At 31.8% G+C, this 18,626-nt stretch carries 13 protein-coding genes and 1 pseudogene; 7 read left to right on the top strand and 7 right to left on the bottom strand.

The genetic code is table 11. The annotated features are described in order from the left end of the window. Positions 1-229 precede the first annotated feature (229 nt). The 5 genes and pseudogenes from N5D03_RS09745 to N5D03_RS09725 all read right to left on the bottom strand — a co-directional run bounded on the left by N5D03_RS09745 (position 230) and on the right by N5D03_RS09725 (position 5,767). A pseudogene (locus N5D03_RS09745) lies at positions 230-1,075 on the bottom strand (IS982 family transposase). 506 nt (positions 1,076-1,581) lie between these two features. Next, positions 1,582-2,523 carry a YihY/virulence factor BrkB family protein gene (locus tag N5D03_RS09740; RefSeq protein ID WP_280051517.1) on the bottom strand — a complete coding sequence of 314 codons (942 nt, stop codon included), beginning with the start codon at positions 2,521-2,523 and terminating at the stop codon, positions 1,582-1,584. Positions 2,524-2,622: 99 nt separating this feature from the next. Continuing rightward, positions 2,623-4,227 (bottom strand): pyruvate dehydrogenase complex dihydrolipoamide acetyltransferase, encoded by a 1,605-nt coding sequence (locus tag N5D03_RS09735; protein WP_280051516.1) that lies wholly within the window; start codon positions 4,225-4,227, stop codon positions 2,623-2,625. A gap of 5 nt (positions 4,228-4,232) precedes the next feature. Beyond that, positions 4,233-5,237: a pyruvate dehydrogenase (acetyl-transferring) E1 component subunit alpha gene (pdhA, locus tag N5D03_RS09730; protein WP_125349669.1), complete on the bottom strand. Its 1,005-nt coding sequence runs from the start codon at positions 5,235-5,237 to the stop codon at positions 4,233-4,235. Between the two features lie 56 nt (positions 5,238-5,293). Further along, on the bottom strand, positions 5,294-5,767 hold the full coding sequence (locus N5D03_RS09725) for a cytidine deaminase (protein WP_038337075.1): 474 nt from the start codon (positions 5,765-5,767) through the stop codon (positions 5,294-5,296). Positions 5,768-5,874: 107 nt separating this feature from the next. On the opposite strand from N5D03_RS09725, the gene N5D03_RS09720 reads away from it, so the two are divergent. Then, a complete protein-coding gene (locus N5D03_RS09720) occupies positions 5,875-7,401 on the top strand; it encodes a YifB family Mg chelatase-like AAA ATPase (protein ID WP_114999055.1) in 1,527 nt (508 codons plus the stop codon). Positions 7,402-7,480: 79 nt separating this feature from the next. Here N5D03_RS09720 and N5D03_RS09715 read toward each other — a convergent pair whose 3' ends face one another. After that, positions 7,481-10,396 (bottom strand): VIT domain-containing protein, encoded by a 2,916-nt coding sequence (locus tag N5D03_RS09715; RefSeq protein ID WP_280051514.1) that lies wholly within the window; start codon positions 10,394-10,396, stop codon positions 7,481-7,483. Positions 10,397-10,634: 238 nt separating this feature from the next. On the opposite strand from N5D03_RS09715, the gene N5D03_RS09710 reads away from it, so the two are divergent. Further along, on the top strand, positions 10,635-10,808 hold the full coding sequence (locus N5D03_RS09710; RefSeq protein ID WP_280037895.1) for a hypothetical protein: 174 nt from the start codon (positions 10,635-10,637) through the stop codon (positions 10,806-10,808). A 67-nt stretch (positions 10,809-10,875) separates the two neighbouring features. Here the strand turns inward: N5D03_RS09710 and N5D03_RS09705 are convergent, their stop codons facing one another. Continuing rightward, positions 10,876-11,850, bottom strand: a complete 975-nt coding sequence (locus tag N5D03_RS09705; RefSeq protein ID WP_115001971.1) for a PhoH family protein — start codon at positions 11,848-11,850, stop codon at positions 10,876-10,878. A 76-nt stretch (positions 11,851-11,926) separates the two neighbouring features. On the opposite strand from N5D03_RS09705, the gene N5D03_RS09700 reads away from it, so the two are divergent. The 5 genes from N5D03_RS09700 to N5D03_RS09680 all read left to right on the top strand — a co-directional run bounded on the left by N5D03_RS09700 (position 11,927) and on the right by N5D03_RS09680 (position 18,532). Next, the gene (locus tag N5D03_RS09700; protein WP_114999051.1) at positions 11,927-12,769 is read left to right on the top strand and encodes an SAM-dependent chlorinase/fluorinase; all 843 of its coding nucleotides are present in this window, start codon (positions 11,927-11,929) and stop codon (positions 12,767-12,769) included. Positions 12,770-12,809: 40 nt separating this feature from the next. Next, positions 12,810-13,355, top strand: a complete 546-nt coding sequence (locus tag N5D03_RS09695; protein WP_280051513.1) for a CopD family protein — start codon at positions 12,810-12,812, stop codon at positions 13,353-13,355. A 1-nt stretch (position 13,356) separates the two neighbouring features. Further along, the gene (locus N5D03_RS09690; RefSeq protein WP_219034141.1) at positions 13,357-14,085 is read left to right on the top strand and encodes an ABC transporter permease subunit; all 729 of its coding nucleotides are present in this window, start codon (positions 13,357-13,359) and stop codon (positions 14,083-14,085) included. Between the two features lie 4 nt (positions 14,086-14,089). Further along, a complete protein-coding gene (gene gldG, locus N5D03_RS09685; protein WP_280051512.1) occupies positions 14,090-15,760 on the top strand; it encodes a gliding motility-associated ABC transporter substrate-binding protein GldG in 1,671 nt (556 codons plus the stop codon). Between the two features lie 423 nt (positions 15,761-16,183). Then, positions 16,184-18,532 (top strand): T9SS type B sorting domain-containing protein, encoded by a 2,349-nt coding sequence (locus tag N5D03_RS09680; RefSeq protein WP_280037221.1) that lies wholly within the window; start codon positions 16,184-16,186, stop codon positions 18,530-18,532. Positions 18,533-18,626: the final 94 nt, after the last annotated feature.

Below are 18,626 nucleotides of genomic sequence, written 5' to 3'. Positions count from 1 at the left end.
TCCTTAAGTCGCTGGTACAATGGAAAATATTTTTTGAGAATTTTAGATTTGAGATGTAGATATTAGATTTTTGACGAGAAAAGCTCTTTTTTACCGCATGAAATGATTAGACTTTTTGCTTTTCTTACCAAAAAGAAAAGTAAAATGGATACTTTTGAGTTAACTATTCGGGAGAAATTGCACAAAGCGAAACTCATTTATTCAATATAGTTAATACCCGTTGTGCATTTTAAATAATTTGGGTTTTTAGCTTATTAATATTTCGATTAAAGTATGTTTTATTAATGTACTGATTCAATGTTTGTGCAGTAATTTTAGCTAGAATTCTGGTTTTAAACCCCTCAAAAGTCTTTGCATAATTGCGTATAATCATAAATTAATCACATAGTTGAGAAAAAAAAGTTTCAATTCATTTTTGATATTTTTTGATTGGATCTTTTCGCTGTTTCTAATCAAATATTAGCTTCATTAAATAAGTCAATTTGAATTGTTTGTAACAAATAATCTCTATCACCAAGTAGCACTCAATCTGATAGTTGAGATTTTATATCTTTCAAAAAATAAATATCATGAACAGATGCGGGACTAATATCAATACTCTAGAAAACACCTCTTAAAAAACAAACAGCATGAAGTTTATAGCCATAAAAAGACAATTGCTGAGAAGCACTAAAACCTCTATTTGGTGCACAAAACTGATGCTCTTTGCAAAATTTAGAGTGATTAATTCTTGTTATTTCACAAACTTCCAACGGCATAATATCAACGATAAAACAATTTTTAAATTCATTAAATTCTTTCGCTAATTTGAGTCGAATATTATTAATTTGCTCTGATAATCTTCGTTTTCTACGATTGTAAATACTACGCTCAATTTTACAACTTAGCGCTTTAGGAAGATTTCGAAATAAATGATTTTCACTATCAATACCCATAAATTTAGCTGTTAAGACAAGATTTATGAGTTATAAATCAAAAAGTTTAGGTCTTCTACGTTGATAAATTAAAAGTGTATCTGTGGATATTTTCGTAGAACTTATAATATTCTTTCATAATTTGTAAGTAAGTTGTTCATTGTAAATGTTTTGTACTTAAAACAATTTACTGATTTTCAATCAAATGAACAACTTTATTATTTAGTAATCAAAATGCACAACGGGTAAAACTAATATTTTTAATCATAATTTTGATTTAAGTTTTGTAAAAAATCAGCCATATCCTCAATTCGTAATTGCAGCTTACTCCCTACTTTAAGGCAGGATGAAGGCAACATAGTGGCAGTAGAGTGTATACAATACTTTTTTTGGACGGTTGAAAGTTGACAGCAATTCGTCTAAGTTCCCGATACTAAAATCAGAGATTTTCACTCGAACTGACGAAAAGTACAATTGTTTTTCAAGAGTTTTAATTTTGTTGACAGTTCGAGTTGAAAAAAAATGGTGAATCATTACACTCGAGTTTTGTATTTTCACTGTATGAAATGATTAGGCGGTGAATATTTGCTGAATCAAACAAATAGGCAGCGGCTACTTTTGGGTTATGGGCTCGGGAGAGGTTTCGAGAAGCGAAATAAATTAGTAACTAATCTATACTTTCATAATCTTTTTTATCGAGTTGATAATCAATAAACGATACTTTTCTGAGCTTCGCATTTCGTTTTGGAATAATAGGGTAACCTTTGGCTTCGGCAAATACTTTTGTGAATTTTGCGCCGAAATATAGAATTGTTGCAACATAATAAATCCACAACAAAAGAATAACCAACGAACCTGCCGATCCAAAAATGGTAGAATATTTGGAGTTTGCGATATAAATACCAATTAAATATTTTGCAATAAAGAATAGAATCGCCGTAAAAAACGCTCCTACAAAAGCTTGTTTTGCTTTGATACGTGCATCGGGAAGAATCTTGAAGAGAATATAAAATATCAAAATCGAGATTGAAATACTCAATGTATTATTAAGAAGAATAACTGTGGTCTTCGTCATAATGGTATCGAGTTCGAAAAGACTGAAAATTTCTTCTCCAAATGATACTAAAACACTGTTGAGAATTACCGTTGCGATAAGTACGATTCCAAGCGATAGAATGATAAGAAACGAAAGTCCTCTATTGATCACAAATTTTAACCATGCTCTTCTTGGAACTGCTTCGACACGCCAAATGAGATTGAGGCTATCTTGCATATCGGTAAACATTGTTGTAGAACCAAAAATCAAAATTCCGATACCTATATATAATGCAAGCGAACTATCTCCTGAAATGGTAGAATTTGTGACAAAATTTTGTACAGCTAAAGCGACATCTGGACCAACAATATTTTTAAGCTCATAAAACATTCGGTTTTCGATAGCATCTTTCTTAAAGAATAAACTTGCACTGGAAATTACAATCAGAATTAATGGAGAAAGTGAAAATAATGCGTAATAAGTTAACGAAGCACTCAATTTCATAATTCGGTCTTCACCAAATTCGACAATTGTCTGTTTTAAAATATTAAAGTAAAATTTTAGTTGCTTCATTAAATTGGTTTAGAGATTAAAGATACAAATTCATAAAATCTATAACAAAAAAAAGACCATTCGATGAATGGTCTTTAAAAATATATCTTAAATCTTAGCTTACACTAACATTGTAACAGGATTTTCGATGTACATTCTTAGCGTTTGTAAGAATTGTGCACCCGTAGCTCCGTCTACTGTTCTGTGATCACAAGCTAAAGATAATTTCATTGTGTTACCAACTACAATTTGTCCGTCTTTTACAACTGGTTTTTGAATAATTGCACCAACTGATAAGATACAAGAGTTTGGTTGATTGATAATCGATGTGAATGATTCGATTCCAAACATACCTAAGTTTGAAACAGAGAATGTTGATTTTTCCATTTCATCTGCTTTTAATTTGCGATCTCTTGCACGACCTGCATAATCTTTGACCTCAGCAGAAATTTGAGCAAATGATTTTTGATCTGTATTTTTAACAACAGGAACCAATAAACCATCTTCTACAGCAACTGCAACACCGATATTGATATCTCCGTGTTGAATAATTTCTGCATCTGTCCAAGTAGAATTTACAGCTGGATGTTTGCGTAATGCCATAGCACATGCTTTAACAACCATATCATTGAACGAAATTTTAGTATCTGGAACAGTGTTTAATTGTTTACGCGCTTCGATTGCGTTATCCATATCCAACTCAACATTTAAATAATAATGAGGAGCCGTAAATTTAGATTCAGCCAAACGTTTTGCGATAACTTTTCTCATTTGAGAATTTGGAATCACTTTATCTTCTCCAGAAACAAAAGTTTGAGCAGGTTTAACTGATTCAGATTTTGTTTCCGCTTTTGGTTGAGCAGATGGTTGATAATTTTCGATATCTTTTTTCACGATACGTCCATTATCACCAGAACCTTTCACCTCAGCTAAATTAATTCCTTTATCTTTTGCAATTGTTTTTGCTAATGGTGATGCAAAAATACGATCAGAAGAAGAAGTTTCTTCAACCTTATTATTTACATCTAATTGTACAACTACTGGTTTTTCGTCATCAACAACTTCTGTAGAAGCTGCTGGAGCAGCAACTTTACCTCCGTTTGCTACAATTGCAGAAACATCAGTACCAGCTTCACCAATAATTGCTAAAACAGAATCTACTGGCGCAGGCTCGTTCACTTTAGCACCTTGATATAATAAAACACCATCAAATTCTGATTCGAATTCTTGAACTGCTTTATCTGTTTCAATTTCTGCTAAAATATCACCTTCCGCAACTTGATCTCCAACATTTTTGTGCCAAACAACTACAGTTCCTTCTTCCATAGTATCAGAAAGACGAGGCATTGTAATTACTTCCACATTTGCAGGAATTTCTGCAGCTGGTTTTGCTTCTTCTGTTTTTGTTTCGTTGGGAGTTGATTTTTCTTCTTTCACTTCAGTAGTCGCTTTTGTTCCACCTCCGATTAAACCTGAAATATCTTCTCCTTCATTTCCGATGATTGCTAAAACTTCATCAACATTTGTTGATACACCTTCTGCAACACCTTGATATAATAATACTCCGTCAAATTCTGATTCGAATTCTTGGATTGCTTTATCTGTTTCGATTTCTGCTAAGATATCACCCTCAGCAATTTTATCTCCTACATTTTTGTGCCATTTTACAACAGTTCCTTCTTCCATTGTATCGCTTAAGCGAGGCATTGTAATAATTTCTGCCATGGTTTTTAGTTGTTTTCGATTTTATCTAAGAATGGATAATTTTCTTCTGAATAGATATAATCATACATTACGTGTTCTTCTGGATAGTTAGAGTTTTCTGCAAATTCTGCACATTCTTCTACCATCACTTTTACTTCATCAATAATTGCATCTAATTGTTCTTTAGTTGCCCAATTGTTTACTAAGATATGATTCTCAACATTCAAGATTGGATCTTCTTGTTTGTACTCTTCCACCTCTTCTTTTGTACGATAAGGCTCAGCATCAGACATAGAGTGACCTCTATAACGATATGTACGTACATCTAAGAAAGTTGGTCCATCTCCACGACGCGCTCTTTCAATAGCTTCGTAAGCTGCTTCTGCAACTTTTACAGGATCCATACCATCTACAGGCATACAAGGCATTTCGTATCCTAAACCTAATTTCCAAATATCTTCGTGGTTAGCAGTACGAGAAACAGAAGTTCCCATAGCGTATTGATTGTTTTCGCAAACAAAAACAACTGGTAATTTCCAGTTCATCGCCATGTTAAATGTTTCATGTAATGTACCTTGACGAGTTGCGCCATCTCCCATTAAACAGATTGTAACACCATCGCGATTAAAGAATTTATCACCAAAAGCGATTCCTGCTCCTAATGGAATTTGCCCACCAACGATTCCGTGTCCACCATAAAAATTATGCTCTTTACTGAAAACGTGCATAGATCCTCCTAAACCATGAGAAGTTCCTGTTTCTTTACCACATAATTCAGCCAAAATACGTTTTGGGTCTACACCCAAAGCCATAGGCCAAACGTGACAACGATAAGCAGTAATCACATGATCTACACCAGGTTTCATTGCATGAATAAAACCGGCTGGTAAAGCTTCTTGACCATTGTATAAATGTAAGAAACCTCTAATTTTTTGCTTTAAATATAATGAACGACACTTATCTTCGAAGCGACGCCAAAAAGTCATATCACGATACCATTGTAGGTACGTTTCTTGCGTTAATTTTTCCATAATTGCACAATTCCGTTGGAACAAATTTAAACTAATCTATTTAGTGTACAAAATTGCTACCCTAAAAATTCGTCAGTAAAATGTAATGGAAGCAAATCTTTAGCAGAATTTATCACCAAAACATCACCTTCTTTTCCAGATAAAATAATTTCGATTGGTTGCGATTGTTTCTTTTCAATCTCTAAAATATATTGTCGACACATCCCGCATGGAGGCAATGGATAATTGACATTTGGCGTAGAAACAGCCAATTTTTCAATCTTAATATTTGGGAAGTTTGCATTTACATAAGCCAATAAACCTCTTTCGGCACAAGTTCCGACTGGATACGAAGCATTTTCTTGATTTGAACTCGAAAAAATTTCTCCATTTTCTAATTGAACAGATGCACCAACATTGAAATTAGAATAAGGCGCATATGCATTCAACGAAATATCATAAGCCTCTTCTACTACTTTTTTTTGTTCTGCTGCAAGCTCAGATTTACTCTCGAATCGTTCAAATTCAAAAGAATATTTTTCTTTTTTCATATAGAATTTACACCAAAGTGTATTATTTAATTAATTATTAAATACTTAAATCCTCTCAGCTATTTTATTCAATAGAAAAAGGAAGTAAATTTATAAAAAAATATTTTATGTTAGTGAAAATTTTTGCAAGTGCTATTTTCGGAGTTTCCGCAAAAACAATTATTGTGGAAGTTAATATTGATCAAGGTGTCGGGTATCATTTGGTTGGTTTGCCCGATAGCGCAATAAAAGAAAGTAATTTTAGGATAAATGCTGCACTAAAAAATTCTAATTTGAAATTACCTGGTAAAAAAATCACGATTAATATGGCGCCAGCAGATTTACAAAAAGAAGGTTCTGCCTATGATTTACCAATCGCAATTGGAATTTTAGCAGCTTCGGAGCAAGTAAATTCTGAACAACTCCATAAATTTATAATGATGGGCGAATTATCGCTAGATGGTTCACTTCGACCTATAAAAGGTGCATTGCCGATTGCAATACAAGCAAAAGAAGAAGGTTTCGAAGGAATTATTTTACCCAAACAAAATGCAGACGAAGCAGCTGTTGTAGAAGGAATCGATGTTTTTGCGGTTAATAACATCAGAGAAGTTGTTGATTATTTTAACGAAGAAATCATTTTACAACCTCATCAAGTTAATTTAGATGATTATTTTTTTAGTGAAATGAATAATTATCCTTTCGATTTTGCTGATGTAAAAGGTCAAGAAAATGTAAAACGTGCGATGGAAATCGCTGCTGCAGGAGGACATAACATTATTTTGATCGGTCCTCCAGGAAGTGGAAAAACAATGTTAGCCAAACGAATTGCTTCAATTCTTCCGAAAATGACCGTACAAGAAGCGCTCGAAACAACAAAAATTCATAGCGTTGCTGGAAAATTATCTAACAAATCATTAATTGTAAGTCGTCCTTTTTCTAGTCCACATCATTCTATATCGGATGTCGCCTTAGTCGGCGGTGGTTCTTATCCACAACCTGGAGAAATTTCTTTGGCGCATAATGGTGTTTTGTTTTTGGATGAATTACCCGAATTTAAGCGAACTGTTTTAGAAGTTATGCGTCAACCTTTGGAAGATCGAGAAGTCACAATTTCGAGGGCAAAATTCACTGTGAATTATCCTGCGAGTTTTATGTTAGTAGCTTCTATGAATCCAAGTCCGAGCGGTTATTTTATGGATGATCCAAACAACACTTCCTCTTTAGCGGAAATGCAACGTTATATGAATAAAATTTCTGGACCACTTTTGGACCGAATTGATTTACATATCGAAGTGAATCCTGTTCCGTTTGATGATTTGTCGCAAGAACGTCGTGGCGAAAAAAGTGCTGTGATTCGTGAACGTGTCATTAATGCAAGAAATATCCAGACCAAACGATTTGAAAATACAAAAGTCCATTACAACTCGCAAATGGGACCAAAAGAGTTGGATACTTTTTGTGATTTAGATGATCATTCGAAGCATTTAATCAAAGTTGTTATGGAAAAATTAAATCTTTCTGCTCGTGCGTATGATCGAATTATTAGGGTTGGACGAACAATTGCAGATTTAGATAATTCTGAAACTATTCTTTCAAAACATATTAGTGAAGCTATTCAGTATAGAAGTTTGGATCGAAATCAGTGGATGTGAGTTTAATTATTAATGATGAATGATGAATTATGCGTTATGCAAAAAAAAGGAATCTCTTTCAAGATTCCTTTTCCATTTACTAAAATTCAAATTCACCAACCAAAATTCCTTCGCCGCCAGAATTTGGCTTGTTATTCTGGAAAGTAATCATTTTCTTCACTTGTTTTCCTGAGCTATACATCAAGTAAATCTCTGCCGAAATAGTTGTTGGCCCTGAAATACTCATTTGTCTTTCTCCGAAAAAATTCGTTTCTATTTTATATTTTCCTTTGATCGCTTTTTTTAACATAAATTGTTCTGGTCCGAAACCTTGCGTCACATCCTCACTCATTCGTCCACCAATCGCAGTTGTACGATGTCCGTAAAAACATTTCTCGCCATTTGGATCCGTCACCCACAAATCAATATCGGTCATATCTTTATTCCAATTCATCACCACACGAATATCAACCGGAATATCAACAATGATATCTTTATTAATTTTCGATAAATTCAATTCTTTTCGATGAAGCGAAATCAAATTATTAACTTCAGGAACAATAATCTCCGTAATATCTCGATCACGATTGGCAATTTCTACTGAATAATCATTCGTTAATACTTTATACAGATATTCTAAAGCCGATTGATATTGCTCATTATCTTGCAACGCCAACGCATAATCTCGATAACTTTGCGCATCAAAAGGTCGCCAATCTAATATTTTTTTCGTGATAAATAATTCTGTTTGATACTCCTCAATTTCTTTCAATTTGTATGCTAACATTTTATACAATTCTGCATCTTCCAAACCTAAATCTGCAATCGAGCTTAAAATTTTTAATCCAGTTTCTCTTTCTTTTTTCAGAAAGAAAAATGTTGCCACATCAAAATAATACGCAGGCGTTTCGGCATAATCTTTTCTCAAATCCAAATAAGTTTGATATGGATTTTTTGACGCTTCTATCAACTTCATATATTCTTTATCCGATTTTACATTGACTATTTTAATTTCTGGAACCGAAACTGATGATTCATCCTTCATTTTTTTATCTGTAACAAGCATATTTGCACTACTCGCTCTACTTTCTCTTCTAGTTGTTCCATATGCTGTAACAGAAACAGCTTGTATATCTGCAGAAACTTCTCTTTCTTCAATTGCAATCCCTTCCGCTCTTCCTTCTAATGCAACTGAAACTAAAACAGAATCCGCAACAGGTTTTGGATATTTCGGTTTTACATATTTAAAATCTTTCTTCCACCACTCTTTCAATTCCTTTGCTTTCGCAATTGCATTTTTCAACAAATCAGCTTTTCGAGTTTCTTTTTGTTCAAAACCTTGTTTCGATAATTTATTAAATTCATTTTGCAATTCTGCTGGTGGATTGATTTTATACTTTACATAATCCGAAACATTTTCCAAAACAATCAAACTTGTGTTCGATGTTACAATCGAAAATTGTTTCCCAATTTCTTCAATTTCTGTTTTATTTTGCTCTGGATTCAATTCCAAATAATTCACTTTACTTTGCGCCCAAATTTTACTGATTTCAAGATTTTGAGTTGCTTTACTCAAATCCAATTCTTTGTTGAATTCCACTTTTCCATTTCGTCCAAACATCATCGTTAATTTTGCATTTGGATACTGAGAAATTCCCGAAATCGAAATTCCATTGTTCACATCATTTGTCGAAATTGGGTAAACTTCTCCCGCTGTATTATTGATAATTCCTAAGAATTGAACCGAACTTTCGTTGATTTGTTTGAACGCATTTTCTACAGAATTTTCATTTAGATTGATAAATTTTCCTCCAACTTTTTGCGCAATCATTTTCAAAACGCCATAATTAGAAGTCGGCGAAGATGCAATTGTATAAAAAGGTTTATCTATATTAAAAATATTCGAGCCAAAAGACGAAATTCCATCCGAAAACAATAAATATTCGTCTGCTTTCAGACTTGCTGGAAGAATTTTCGCATAATTTGTTCCTCCATCATACGTCACATTTTCCAAATATTTTTTCAATTCTGACCAATCACCATTTTTAATTTGAAAAAATCTCGATTTTTCCAAAGAAAAATTCAATAACGAAACTTCAATATTTAGATTTTTTTGTTGAGAAATAATTTTATCTAAAAATTCTAACTCTTTTTGATGATTTCGTTTCAAACCACTCAACGAATTATCCCAGATAATTCCAATATTTTTTGACCAAACTTTTGGTTGAGATTTTGCATCAACCAATAAATTCGCATAAAAATAAACCGAACCATCTACATTTTTCTGAACAAAAGATTCTACATTATTCGGCGATTTCGGAAGATTAATAATCAATGATTTTTTAGGTGTAAAATCTGTTTTCGACAAATTTGCTTCATATATATTACTATTTTCCGAAAAATTGAACGAACCATCTGGCGTTTCTACCAATTGTGGTTTTCCAGCAGCATTGTACACTTTTGTTGTCAAATTAAACTTCGCAATTTTTTTCGAAGAATCTAACGGCAAATGATATTGATACGACGATTTATCCAATTTTAATTCTTGGTAATACGATAACTGAATCGTACGTGAACCTTTTGCTGGAATCGGAGAAATACGAGTTCGAAAATTATTTCCTTCTACTTTTTCGATGATTCCAGGGTCGATATTTTGCTTCTGAATACTTTCGAAAACCTCAACCGCACGCACTTTTGTAACAGGAACTGCATTTCGCAATTTTCCATTAATATCAATTGCATATCCACTAACAGTCGTGTTTTCGGGCAAAGGGAAAACTAAATTCCCTTCAAGATTTCGACTTGATGAATTTGTAAAAACTAAAGTTGTTGTCGTTTTGGCCAAATTTCCAAAAATCTCAACTTGCACATTCATCGATTGCAAACTCACAGAATTTTCGTCTGGGCGTTCACCAATTTCGATACGCGGAAATCCGATTCGAATATCTTGCGCATTTATTTTTGTAGAAAAAAACATTCCAACAAAAACAAAGAAAAAAGAAAATAACTTTTTCATATTGTTTGATTTGTAAGTTAGATGCAACAAATTACAAAAAGGTTGGTTGATGTGAAAAAGTTTTAAGTGTTGAGTTGTTAGTTATAAGTTTATTTCAGATTTCCCCTTTTGTCAGAATCACATTTACTTGATTCGCATTATCAAAATTATCTTTCTGAACTTGATTTTAGAATCGAATATTTTTTTACAAAATCAGAAATAAATCATTATATTTGATTGAATTACAATTTATAATAAAATGAAAAATATATTATATATAACGGGATTAGTTTTAATATTAACTTCAATTTTATTAATCTTAGAATTTTCTGATTCTAATAGAATGAGCTTAATTGCAGGAATGATTTTGCCAATAGGATTAGTATTTAACATTTTAGGTTTTACTTTAAAAACTAATCCACTAAAAGAATAATTTAATATTCTGCCATAAATATTAAATCGAAAAGCCAATTGCTCTTAGAAACAATTGGCTTTTTGATTTATTTTTTAATATCTATTTTCTCTCGCTCTTTATCTTCACTCACTTTGTAAGCTTTCAAGACTTCGCGAACAATTTTGTGTCGAACAACATCTTTATCATCCAAATAAATAAATCCGATATCTTTTACATCTTTCAATATATTAATCGCTTCACGTAAACCAGATTTTTGTTTTGGTGGTAAATCGACCTGACCAGGATCTCCTGTGATAATAAACTTAGAATTTTTTCCCATACGCGTCAAAAACATTTTCATCTGAGCATAGGTTGTGTTTTGCGCTTCATCAAGAATTACAAAAGCTCCGTCCAATGTTCGACCACGCATAAATGCTAAAGGCGCTACTTCTATCACTCCTTTTTCGGTATAAGACGAAAGTTTCTCGAACGGAATCATATCTTTCAACGCATCATACAAAGGTTGTAAATATGGATCTAATTTATCTTTCATATCACCTGGTAAAAAACCTAAATTCTCGCCAGCTTCTACGGCAGGACGTGTCATAATAATTCGGCGAACTTCTTTGTTCTTTAACGCTTGTACCGCCAACGCAACAGCAGTATAAGTTTTTCCCGTTCCAGCAGGCCCAATTGCAAACACCATGTCTTTGTTGTAAACAGTTTGTACCAGCTTTTGTTGATTAGGCGTTTGAGGTTTGATGATTTTACCATTTACACCGTGTACAATAATTTCGTCTTCTTTTTTTATTTGAAGCATTTCATTATTATCTTCGGTCATAATGATTTCGAGTTCGCGATCAGATAGTCGATTGTATTTGTGAATATGCTGAATTACTCGTTGCATTTTTTGGTCAAATACTTTCAGAACATCTTCATTTCCAAATACTGTCAACTCTCTTCCGCGAGCAACAATCTTTAATTTTGGATAATATTCTTTGATTCTTTTTAGATGTTCATTATTAGCACCATAAAAATCTTGAGCATTAATTTCGGCTAATTCAATATTAATTTCTGTCAAATGAGATTGTTTTTTTGGTTCACTTACACAAAAATAAAGAATAATAAACAATATATTTGCTAATTATTAGAGAATAGTGGCAATTATTACATTAACATCGGATTTTGGAGTCAAAGATTACTTTGTTTCTAGCGTTAAAGGCGCAATTCTAAAGGAATTGGCCGATGTTACGATTGTAGATATTTCGCATCATGTTAATCCCTATGATTTATCTGAAGCTGCCTATATCATTCGTAATTCTTACGAAGAATTTCCCGACGGAACTATACATATTATTGGAATTAATGCCTTAAGTACGCCTTATCAGAAGCCGATTTGTGCATTAATCAATCATCATTATTTTATTTGTGCAGATAATGGAATTTTATCCTTGATTTGCCAAAAAAATCAACCAGAAGAAATTTACGAAATCACTGCTTATCCAGAAGGAATAGACAGTTTATTTCCAATGAAAAATTGTTTTGTGCCAGTTGCATGTCACTTGGCGCGCGGCGGAGTTCCTGCTCTTTTAGGGAACAAACGTACCGAAATGAAGCAATTGAATGAGTTGAAACCAATTTATCGCGATGATAAATATATCATAGGAAATGTGATTTATATTGATCATTTTGGAAATGTTGTGAGTAATATTTCGAAAGATTTTTTCGATGAAATTGCACAAGACAGAAAATATAAAATTTTGCTTCGTCAGAAAGATTTCTCGATGACCGATATTACTGTTATTTATGAGCATTACAACGAAGTTGTACAAGATTTTAACAAAGAAGTGCAAGCTTTTGGACGAACATTGTGTTTGTTTAATTCGGCAGGATTTTTAGAAGTTACTTTATACAAGAGTAATCCAACAATATCAGGAGGTGCAAATCAGTTAATGGGATTAAAGAAAAACGATACAATTACAATTGAATTTGAAAATTAACGCTGAGAAAATTTAGTATTAGAGAGTTTACAATAACTATATGACTTATAATTATTTAATATACAAAGCAATACACGTTATCTTCGTGGTAAGTTACTTTGCTGGTTTATTTTACATTGTTCGTTTGATGATTTATCATACAGAAACGCAACAAATGGAAGAACCAAAAAAATCAATTTTGCAGGATCAATATACCTACATGGAGAAAAAATTATGGAATGTAATTACCGCTCCTGCTTTGGTTATTTTGATTACAATGGGATTGAATATGCTTTACAAAAATCAAGGTTTATTACAAATGCCGTGGATGAAAAGTAAATTAGGAATGATAAGTGTTTTATTAATTTATCATTTTTGGTGCTGGCGAACGTTGAAACAAATCCAAAATAAAGTTTTCAAATACACTTCTGTTCAATTGCGAATGATTAACGAATTGGCGACTATTTTATTATTTGTTATCGTGTTTGCTGTGATTCAAAAAACAGATTTTGGTCAAAATTGGTATTGGTCGATTGTCAGTTTCTTTGGTTGTGGTATACTACTTATGCTTATTGTGCGTTTAATTAATCGTAATAATAAAAAATAACATGTGGACAATCTTCAAAAAAGAGTTTTCCAATTTTTATTTAGGCTTCAACGCTTATTTAGCAACCGCAACATTTGTTATCGTTTCGGTTTTGTTCCTTTGGTTTTTTGATAACGAATTCAATGTTTTCAATACTGGAAATGCTTCTTTAAGTAGTTTTTTCTTTGTTGGACCTTGGATTTTTCTATTCATGATTCCAGCTTTAACGATGAAATTAATCGCAGAAGAGCAAGCAAACGGAACACTATTGTGGTTATTCACACTACCTATAAAAAATAACCAAATTATTTGGGGCAAATATTTAGCAGTCGTTTCAGTTGTTGTTTTTTGTTTACTTTCAACTTTCTTGTTCACTATTACGTTGCAAGAATTTTTGATGCCCGAACAAGAATTAGATTACGGAACAATTTTTTCTGGTTATTTAGGACTTTTCTTTCTAGGAAGTTTATTCGCCGCAATTGGTTTATTTACTTCATCTATTACCAAAAATCAAGTAATGGCTTATGTTTTGGCGGTTTTCTTTTGCTTCATTATTTTTTATGGATTCGAAAGTTTAGCGTCATATAATTTACTTGGTTCGATGGATTTCTATGTTCAAAAAATTGGAAGTTTTACACATTACAACCAGTTTTTGAAAGGAATTATTGACACACGAGATTTACTTTACTTTTTGATTTTGATTGGAATTTTAAATCAAATTTCAATCGTTAATCTTGAAAATAAAAAATAGTGCCATGAAAAAATTAAACAAAAAACATCTAATTACTTTCATCGCATTTATCGCGCTTTTTATCATTGCTCAATTTTTTTATACGCGAATTGACATGACAAAAGACAAACGTTTTACGTTAACTTCTACAACCGAAAAGTTAGTAGAAAATGTAAAACAACCGCTTAAAATTGAAATTCTTTTGGGTGGAGATTTAACAGGTGATTACAGAATTTTGAAGAACGAAATTCAATTTTTATTAGACGAACTTCGCGAAAAAAATAGTAATATTTCTTATTCTTTTGTTGATCCTGTCGATTTAGGACAAGCCGAATTAGAGCAAAATAAATTAGCTCCAGTTCCAATTAAAACAGACAAAGGAATTTTGAATGTTTATCCGTATGCAAAATTAACTTACGGTGACAAATCGACTTATATGGAGGTTTTAGTGAATGACCCTTCTACTCCATTTGAAAAATTAGCATTAGCATCTACTGAAAAATTAGAATATTTATTTGCAGAAAAAATTCAGAAATCAACCAATTTTGAGCGCAAAAGAGTTGGTTTTATCGTTCATCATGACGAATTACCAGAAGTAAATATTCAAGGATTAGGTTCTGCTTTGTCAGAAAAATATGATGTTGAGATCTACCTTAATCCAATAGCAAACAAATCGTTTACTTTACAACCTTCTGATTTGGATAGTTTGAAACGTTTTGACGCCTTAATTATCGCAAAACCTACATTACCTTTTTCTGATATGGATAAATTGGTTTTGGATCAATATATCATGAATGGTGGAAAAATGATGATGGCTGTGGAAACTGTCGATGCTGAAATGGATTCTATTTTCCGAAGTGGAAAAATCGTTGCTTTTCCAAGAGATTTGAAGTTAAATGATTTCTTATTCAATTATGGTGTTCGTATTCATCCAGCTGTTATCAAGGATATGAATGGGGCGCAAATTGTTTTGGCTGATGGTGAAACTGCAGGAAATACAAGTTACAATTATTACAATTGGCCTTATTTTGAATTAGGAATTAAAGGTGAAGAAAACCCAATTACAAGTTCGATCGATCATGTTTTATTTCAATTTGCGAATCCAATCGAGTTATTAAAAAATCCAAATATTAAACAAACCGTTTTGTTGAGTTCTTCTGAACAATCAAGTTTGAAACCTGCTTTAAATTATATTCAATTAAACGAAGTAGAAATCGAAAATCCTGAAGAATATAAAATGGGTAAAATTCCGATGGCAGTTTTGTTAGAAGGTAATTTCAATTCGGCTTATGCTTCGCGTTACGAACGTAAAGAATTTCCGAATTTCAAACCGAAAACTACTGACGGAAAAATGATCGTTATTTCGGACGGAGATGTTTTGAAAAATGCTTTGTGGAGAGGAATTCCAATGCAATTAGGAGAAAATAAATTTTCGGTTCGACCAGATACCCCAGATGGAAAACCGAAAACATACGCCAACCAAACATTTGTAATGAATGCGATGGATTATTTATTAGGTGATTCTGATTTCTTGGCTTTACGTAATCGTAAATTAGAGATTCCGTTGCTAAGTGAAACGACTGTTTTACAAGAAAAATCTACTTGGCAAATGATTAATTTACTTGTTCCAACTGCTATTATTGGATTGTTCGCTGGAATTGGATTTTGGATTAGAAAAAAGAGATATAGTAAATAGATTGACTATTTTAAATTGACGATATACGATTCATTCCATCAATAATATTAAAATAAAATAATTTAATACACTTATTAGAGTCTTATTTTTAAAAATGTATACTTTCTAAGCTCTAAATAAGCAATTTATCCGATAATTTGTTTATTTTTAGTGATTACATTTAAACTAGACTTAATGCGGGCTATCTCTACATATTTTTACTTAATACTATTATTATTTGGAATTAATTTTTCATTTGGACAATACTATGTTCGAGAAGCTAGAACAGGAAATGGTTCTTGAGCTAACTGGGATAATGCTATGTCTTTTGATAACCTAGCTGACTTAGTAAATTCAAGTACCAATAGATTTTTTATAGAAGTTAAACTTTACAAAGGTATTTTAAAAACTAATAAAAAGATTAATTTCAATAATTATCAAACTGTGAAAATTACAGGTGGATATTCTTATGAGATTGATCCCGAAACAGGAAATCCTATTGAAATTGTTTCTAGTGATGCTACACTAACATCTATCGATGGTCAAAACATAACAAAAATATTCAGTTTTGAGAATAATCGAACAGTTGAATTAAACACATTTACCATTCAAAATGCTAATCTAACAACAAGATCAGAGGAAGGTAGTGCTATATCTGTAATCAATACTCCTAAATTAAATTTTAAAGACATTATTGTAAAAAACACTAATATCTCTAACACAAGTGCTGTTTACGTGAATAATGTAGATGATTTTTATTTTGATTTTGTTGATTTCAAAGACAGCTACTACACTTCTACAAATGGTACTAATGCAAGTGCATTGTATGTTAATAATTCTAAAAAAGCTGTTATTGATAATTTTTCTTTTTCAGGTAATAAGTCCTATTTAAATGGTGCTGCATTATATATTAAAGATACTAATTTAGAGATGGAGCAAGTTGCAGGAAATAGTATTGGATTTGATACAAAATTAAATTTTGAAAATAATTATAGTACTAGAAATGGTGGTGGAATTTACAATGATAATAGCGATATTAATCTAACTGCCATTTATTTTATTAATAATACTGCAGAAGAAAATGGTGCTGGTATTTACGCAACACCTACTTCTAAAACTTATTTAAATAGAATTCATTTCATGAATAATACGGCAAAAATTGGAGGTGGTATTTACAATGGAAGTAATCATGAATTGAAAATTCTAAGTTCTTTATTTAGTAACAATAAAGCATCAATTAATGGTGGAGCTATTTACAATGCAAATATCTTAGCTATAACGAATGCTACATTTGTAAAAAATACAAACTCAGCTATTCTTTTTAAAGATGGTTCTAAAACAACTGTTGTAAATAGTATTTTCTATCTAAACACATCTAAATCTACTGACTTTAAAAAAGATATTGCAGCAGAAACGATTGGTTCTTCTTCTTTCACAAATGATATTACAAACAATATTATAGAAGAATATTCTGCTTCTAATAATTTAATTGGTATTGATCCTCTTTTTGTTGATAATAATAGTGATTATACTTTACAAATTCCTAGTCCTGCACTTAATGCTGGTAAAGAAGAATTGTTTCAACAGGTTGCTGGTGGGGCTACTTCTCTATTCCATGATTTAGACAAAAGAAATAGACATTACGGAAATTCTGTCGATCTAGGTGCTTACGAATTAACATTTGATCGTGAGCTATTTTTCCCCGACTGTCCGACTATTATTTCGCCATACGACACTGAGGAAAATGTAACCTTAAGACCAATAATCTCTTGGAATAAAATTGCTAATGCTAGTCAATACAGACTTAAAATTACAGATGAACTTGGAGCGAGTGTAGTTACAGCTACGGTAATAGATTCTTCTATTAGTACAATAAATTATACTGGAATAACTACAGACTTAAAACCAAATACTTGGTACAGTGTTTCAATACAACCAGAAAATACACTTATTGGTATTTTAAAGGAAAACTGTCAAATTTATAGATTTAAGACAGAAAAGATTCCAACAGCACCTACTTGTACAACTGTAAATTCTCCTGCAAACGGAGAAAAGAATGTATCATTAACTCCTACAATTAGATGGAATAAAGTTACTGATGCAACAGCGTATCTAATTACAATAGGAACAACTATTGATGGGAATGATATTTTAAATAATTACAATGTTGGTGATGTAGATAATTTTACACTTACCACTACTCTTTCTCACGCAACAACATACTATGTAAAAGTAACTGCTACGAATACTGTTGGACCAGCAGTTTCTTGTTCTACCAATACCTTTGAAACAATTCCTGCTCCAGATCCTTGTGAACCTGTAAGAATTAGTTTAAATATTACGAAGAATGATGTTTTAGTAAATGTTATAAACGGAAATAGTCCTATTCTTTACAGAATAGATGAATTAGAATGGGTAAGCACAAATATATTCAGTAATGTATCAAAAGGCTCTCATAAAATTGAAATACAAACTGTAGAGGGATGTATAAAAAGTTCTACGTTTATTATTCCTGATTTTTATACTTTTATTTCTCCAAATGGTGATGGCTTGAATGATAAAGTTGATTTCTCATTCTTAGCAACCAAAGAAAATCCTGTTTTTAGAATTTTTGACAGACAAGGAAAAAATATTTTTGAAGGTTCTTTAAGTAATCAATTTATTTGGAATGGAAAATATTTGAATGTAATGCCATTACCGTCCGATAGTTATTGGTTCTTCGCGCAATGGAATGAATTAAATTCTAGTGTGCCAAATAAATTACAAGGATCTATATTATTAAAGAATAAATAAAAAAATTCCACTTCATTTTTGAAGTGGAATTTTTACTTTTCAAGTAATTGAAAGAATTTAATCTTATATTTTTCAATATAAATAAATTATAAAT

This window comes from Empedobacter sp. GD03861, assembly GCF_029840885.1.
GTDB classification, from domain to species: domain Bacteria; phylum Bacteroidota; class Bacteroidia; order Flavobacteriales; family Weeksellaceae; genus Empedobacter; species Empedobacter falsenii_B.
The sequence above is the reverse complement of the archived record's forward strand: the minus strand, read 5'-3'. Positions and strand labels throughout refer to the sequence as shown.

Bases quoted from the DNA above. Each gene is read 5' to 3' on its own strand.
- N5D03_RS09740 (WP_280051517.1), bottom strand. From the start codon at position 2,523: ATGAAGCAACTAAAATTTTACTTTAATATTTTAAAACAGACAATTGTC.
- N5D03_RS09735 (WP_280051516.1), bottom strand. From the start codon at position 4,227: ATGGCAGAAATTATTACAATGCCTCGCTTAAGCGATACAATGGAAGAA.
- pdhA (WP_125349669.1), bottom strand. From the start codon at position 5,237: ATGGAAAAATTAACGCAAGAAACGTACCTACAATGGTATCGTGATATG.
- N5D03_RS09725 (WP_038337075.1), bottom strand. From the start codon at position 5,767: ATGAAAAAAGAAAAATATTCTTTTGAATTTGAACGATTCGAGAGTAAA.
- N5D03_RS09720 (WP_114999055.1), top strand. From the start codon at position 5,875: ATGTTAGTGAAAATTTTTGCAAGTGCTATTTTCGGAGTTTCCGCAAAA.
- N5D03_RS09715 (WP_280051514.1), bottom strand. From the start codon at position 10,396: ATGAAAAAGTTATTTTCTTTTTTCTTTGTTTTTGTTGGAATGTTTTTT.
- N5D03_RS09710 (WP_280037895.1), top strand. From the start codon at position 10,635: ATGAAAAATATATTATATATAACGGGATTAGTTTTAATATTAACTTCA.
- N5D03_RS09695 (WP_280051513.1), top strand. From the start codon at position 12,810: ATGACTTATAATTATTTAATATACAAAGCAATACACGTTATCTTCGTG.
- N5D03_RS09690 (WP_219034141.1), top strand. From the start codon at position 13,357: ATGTGGACAATCTTCAAAAAAGAGTTTTCCAATTTTTATTTAGGCTTC.
- gldG (WP_280051512.1), top strand. From the start codon at position 14,090: ATGAAAAAATTAAACAAAAAACATCTAATTACTTTCATCGCATTTATC.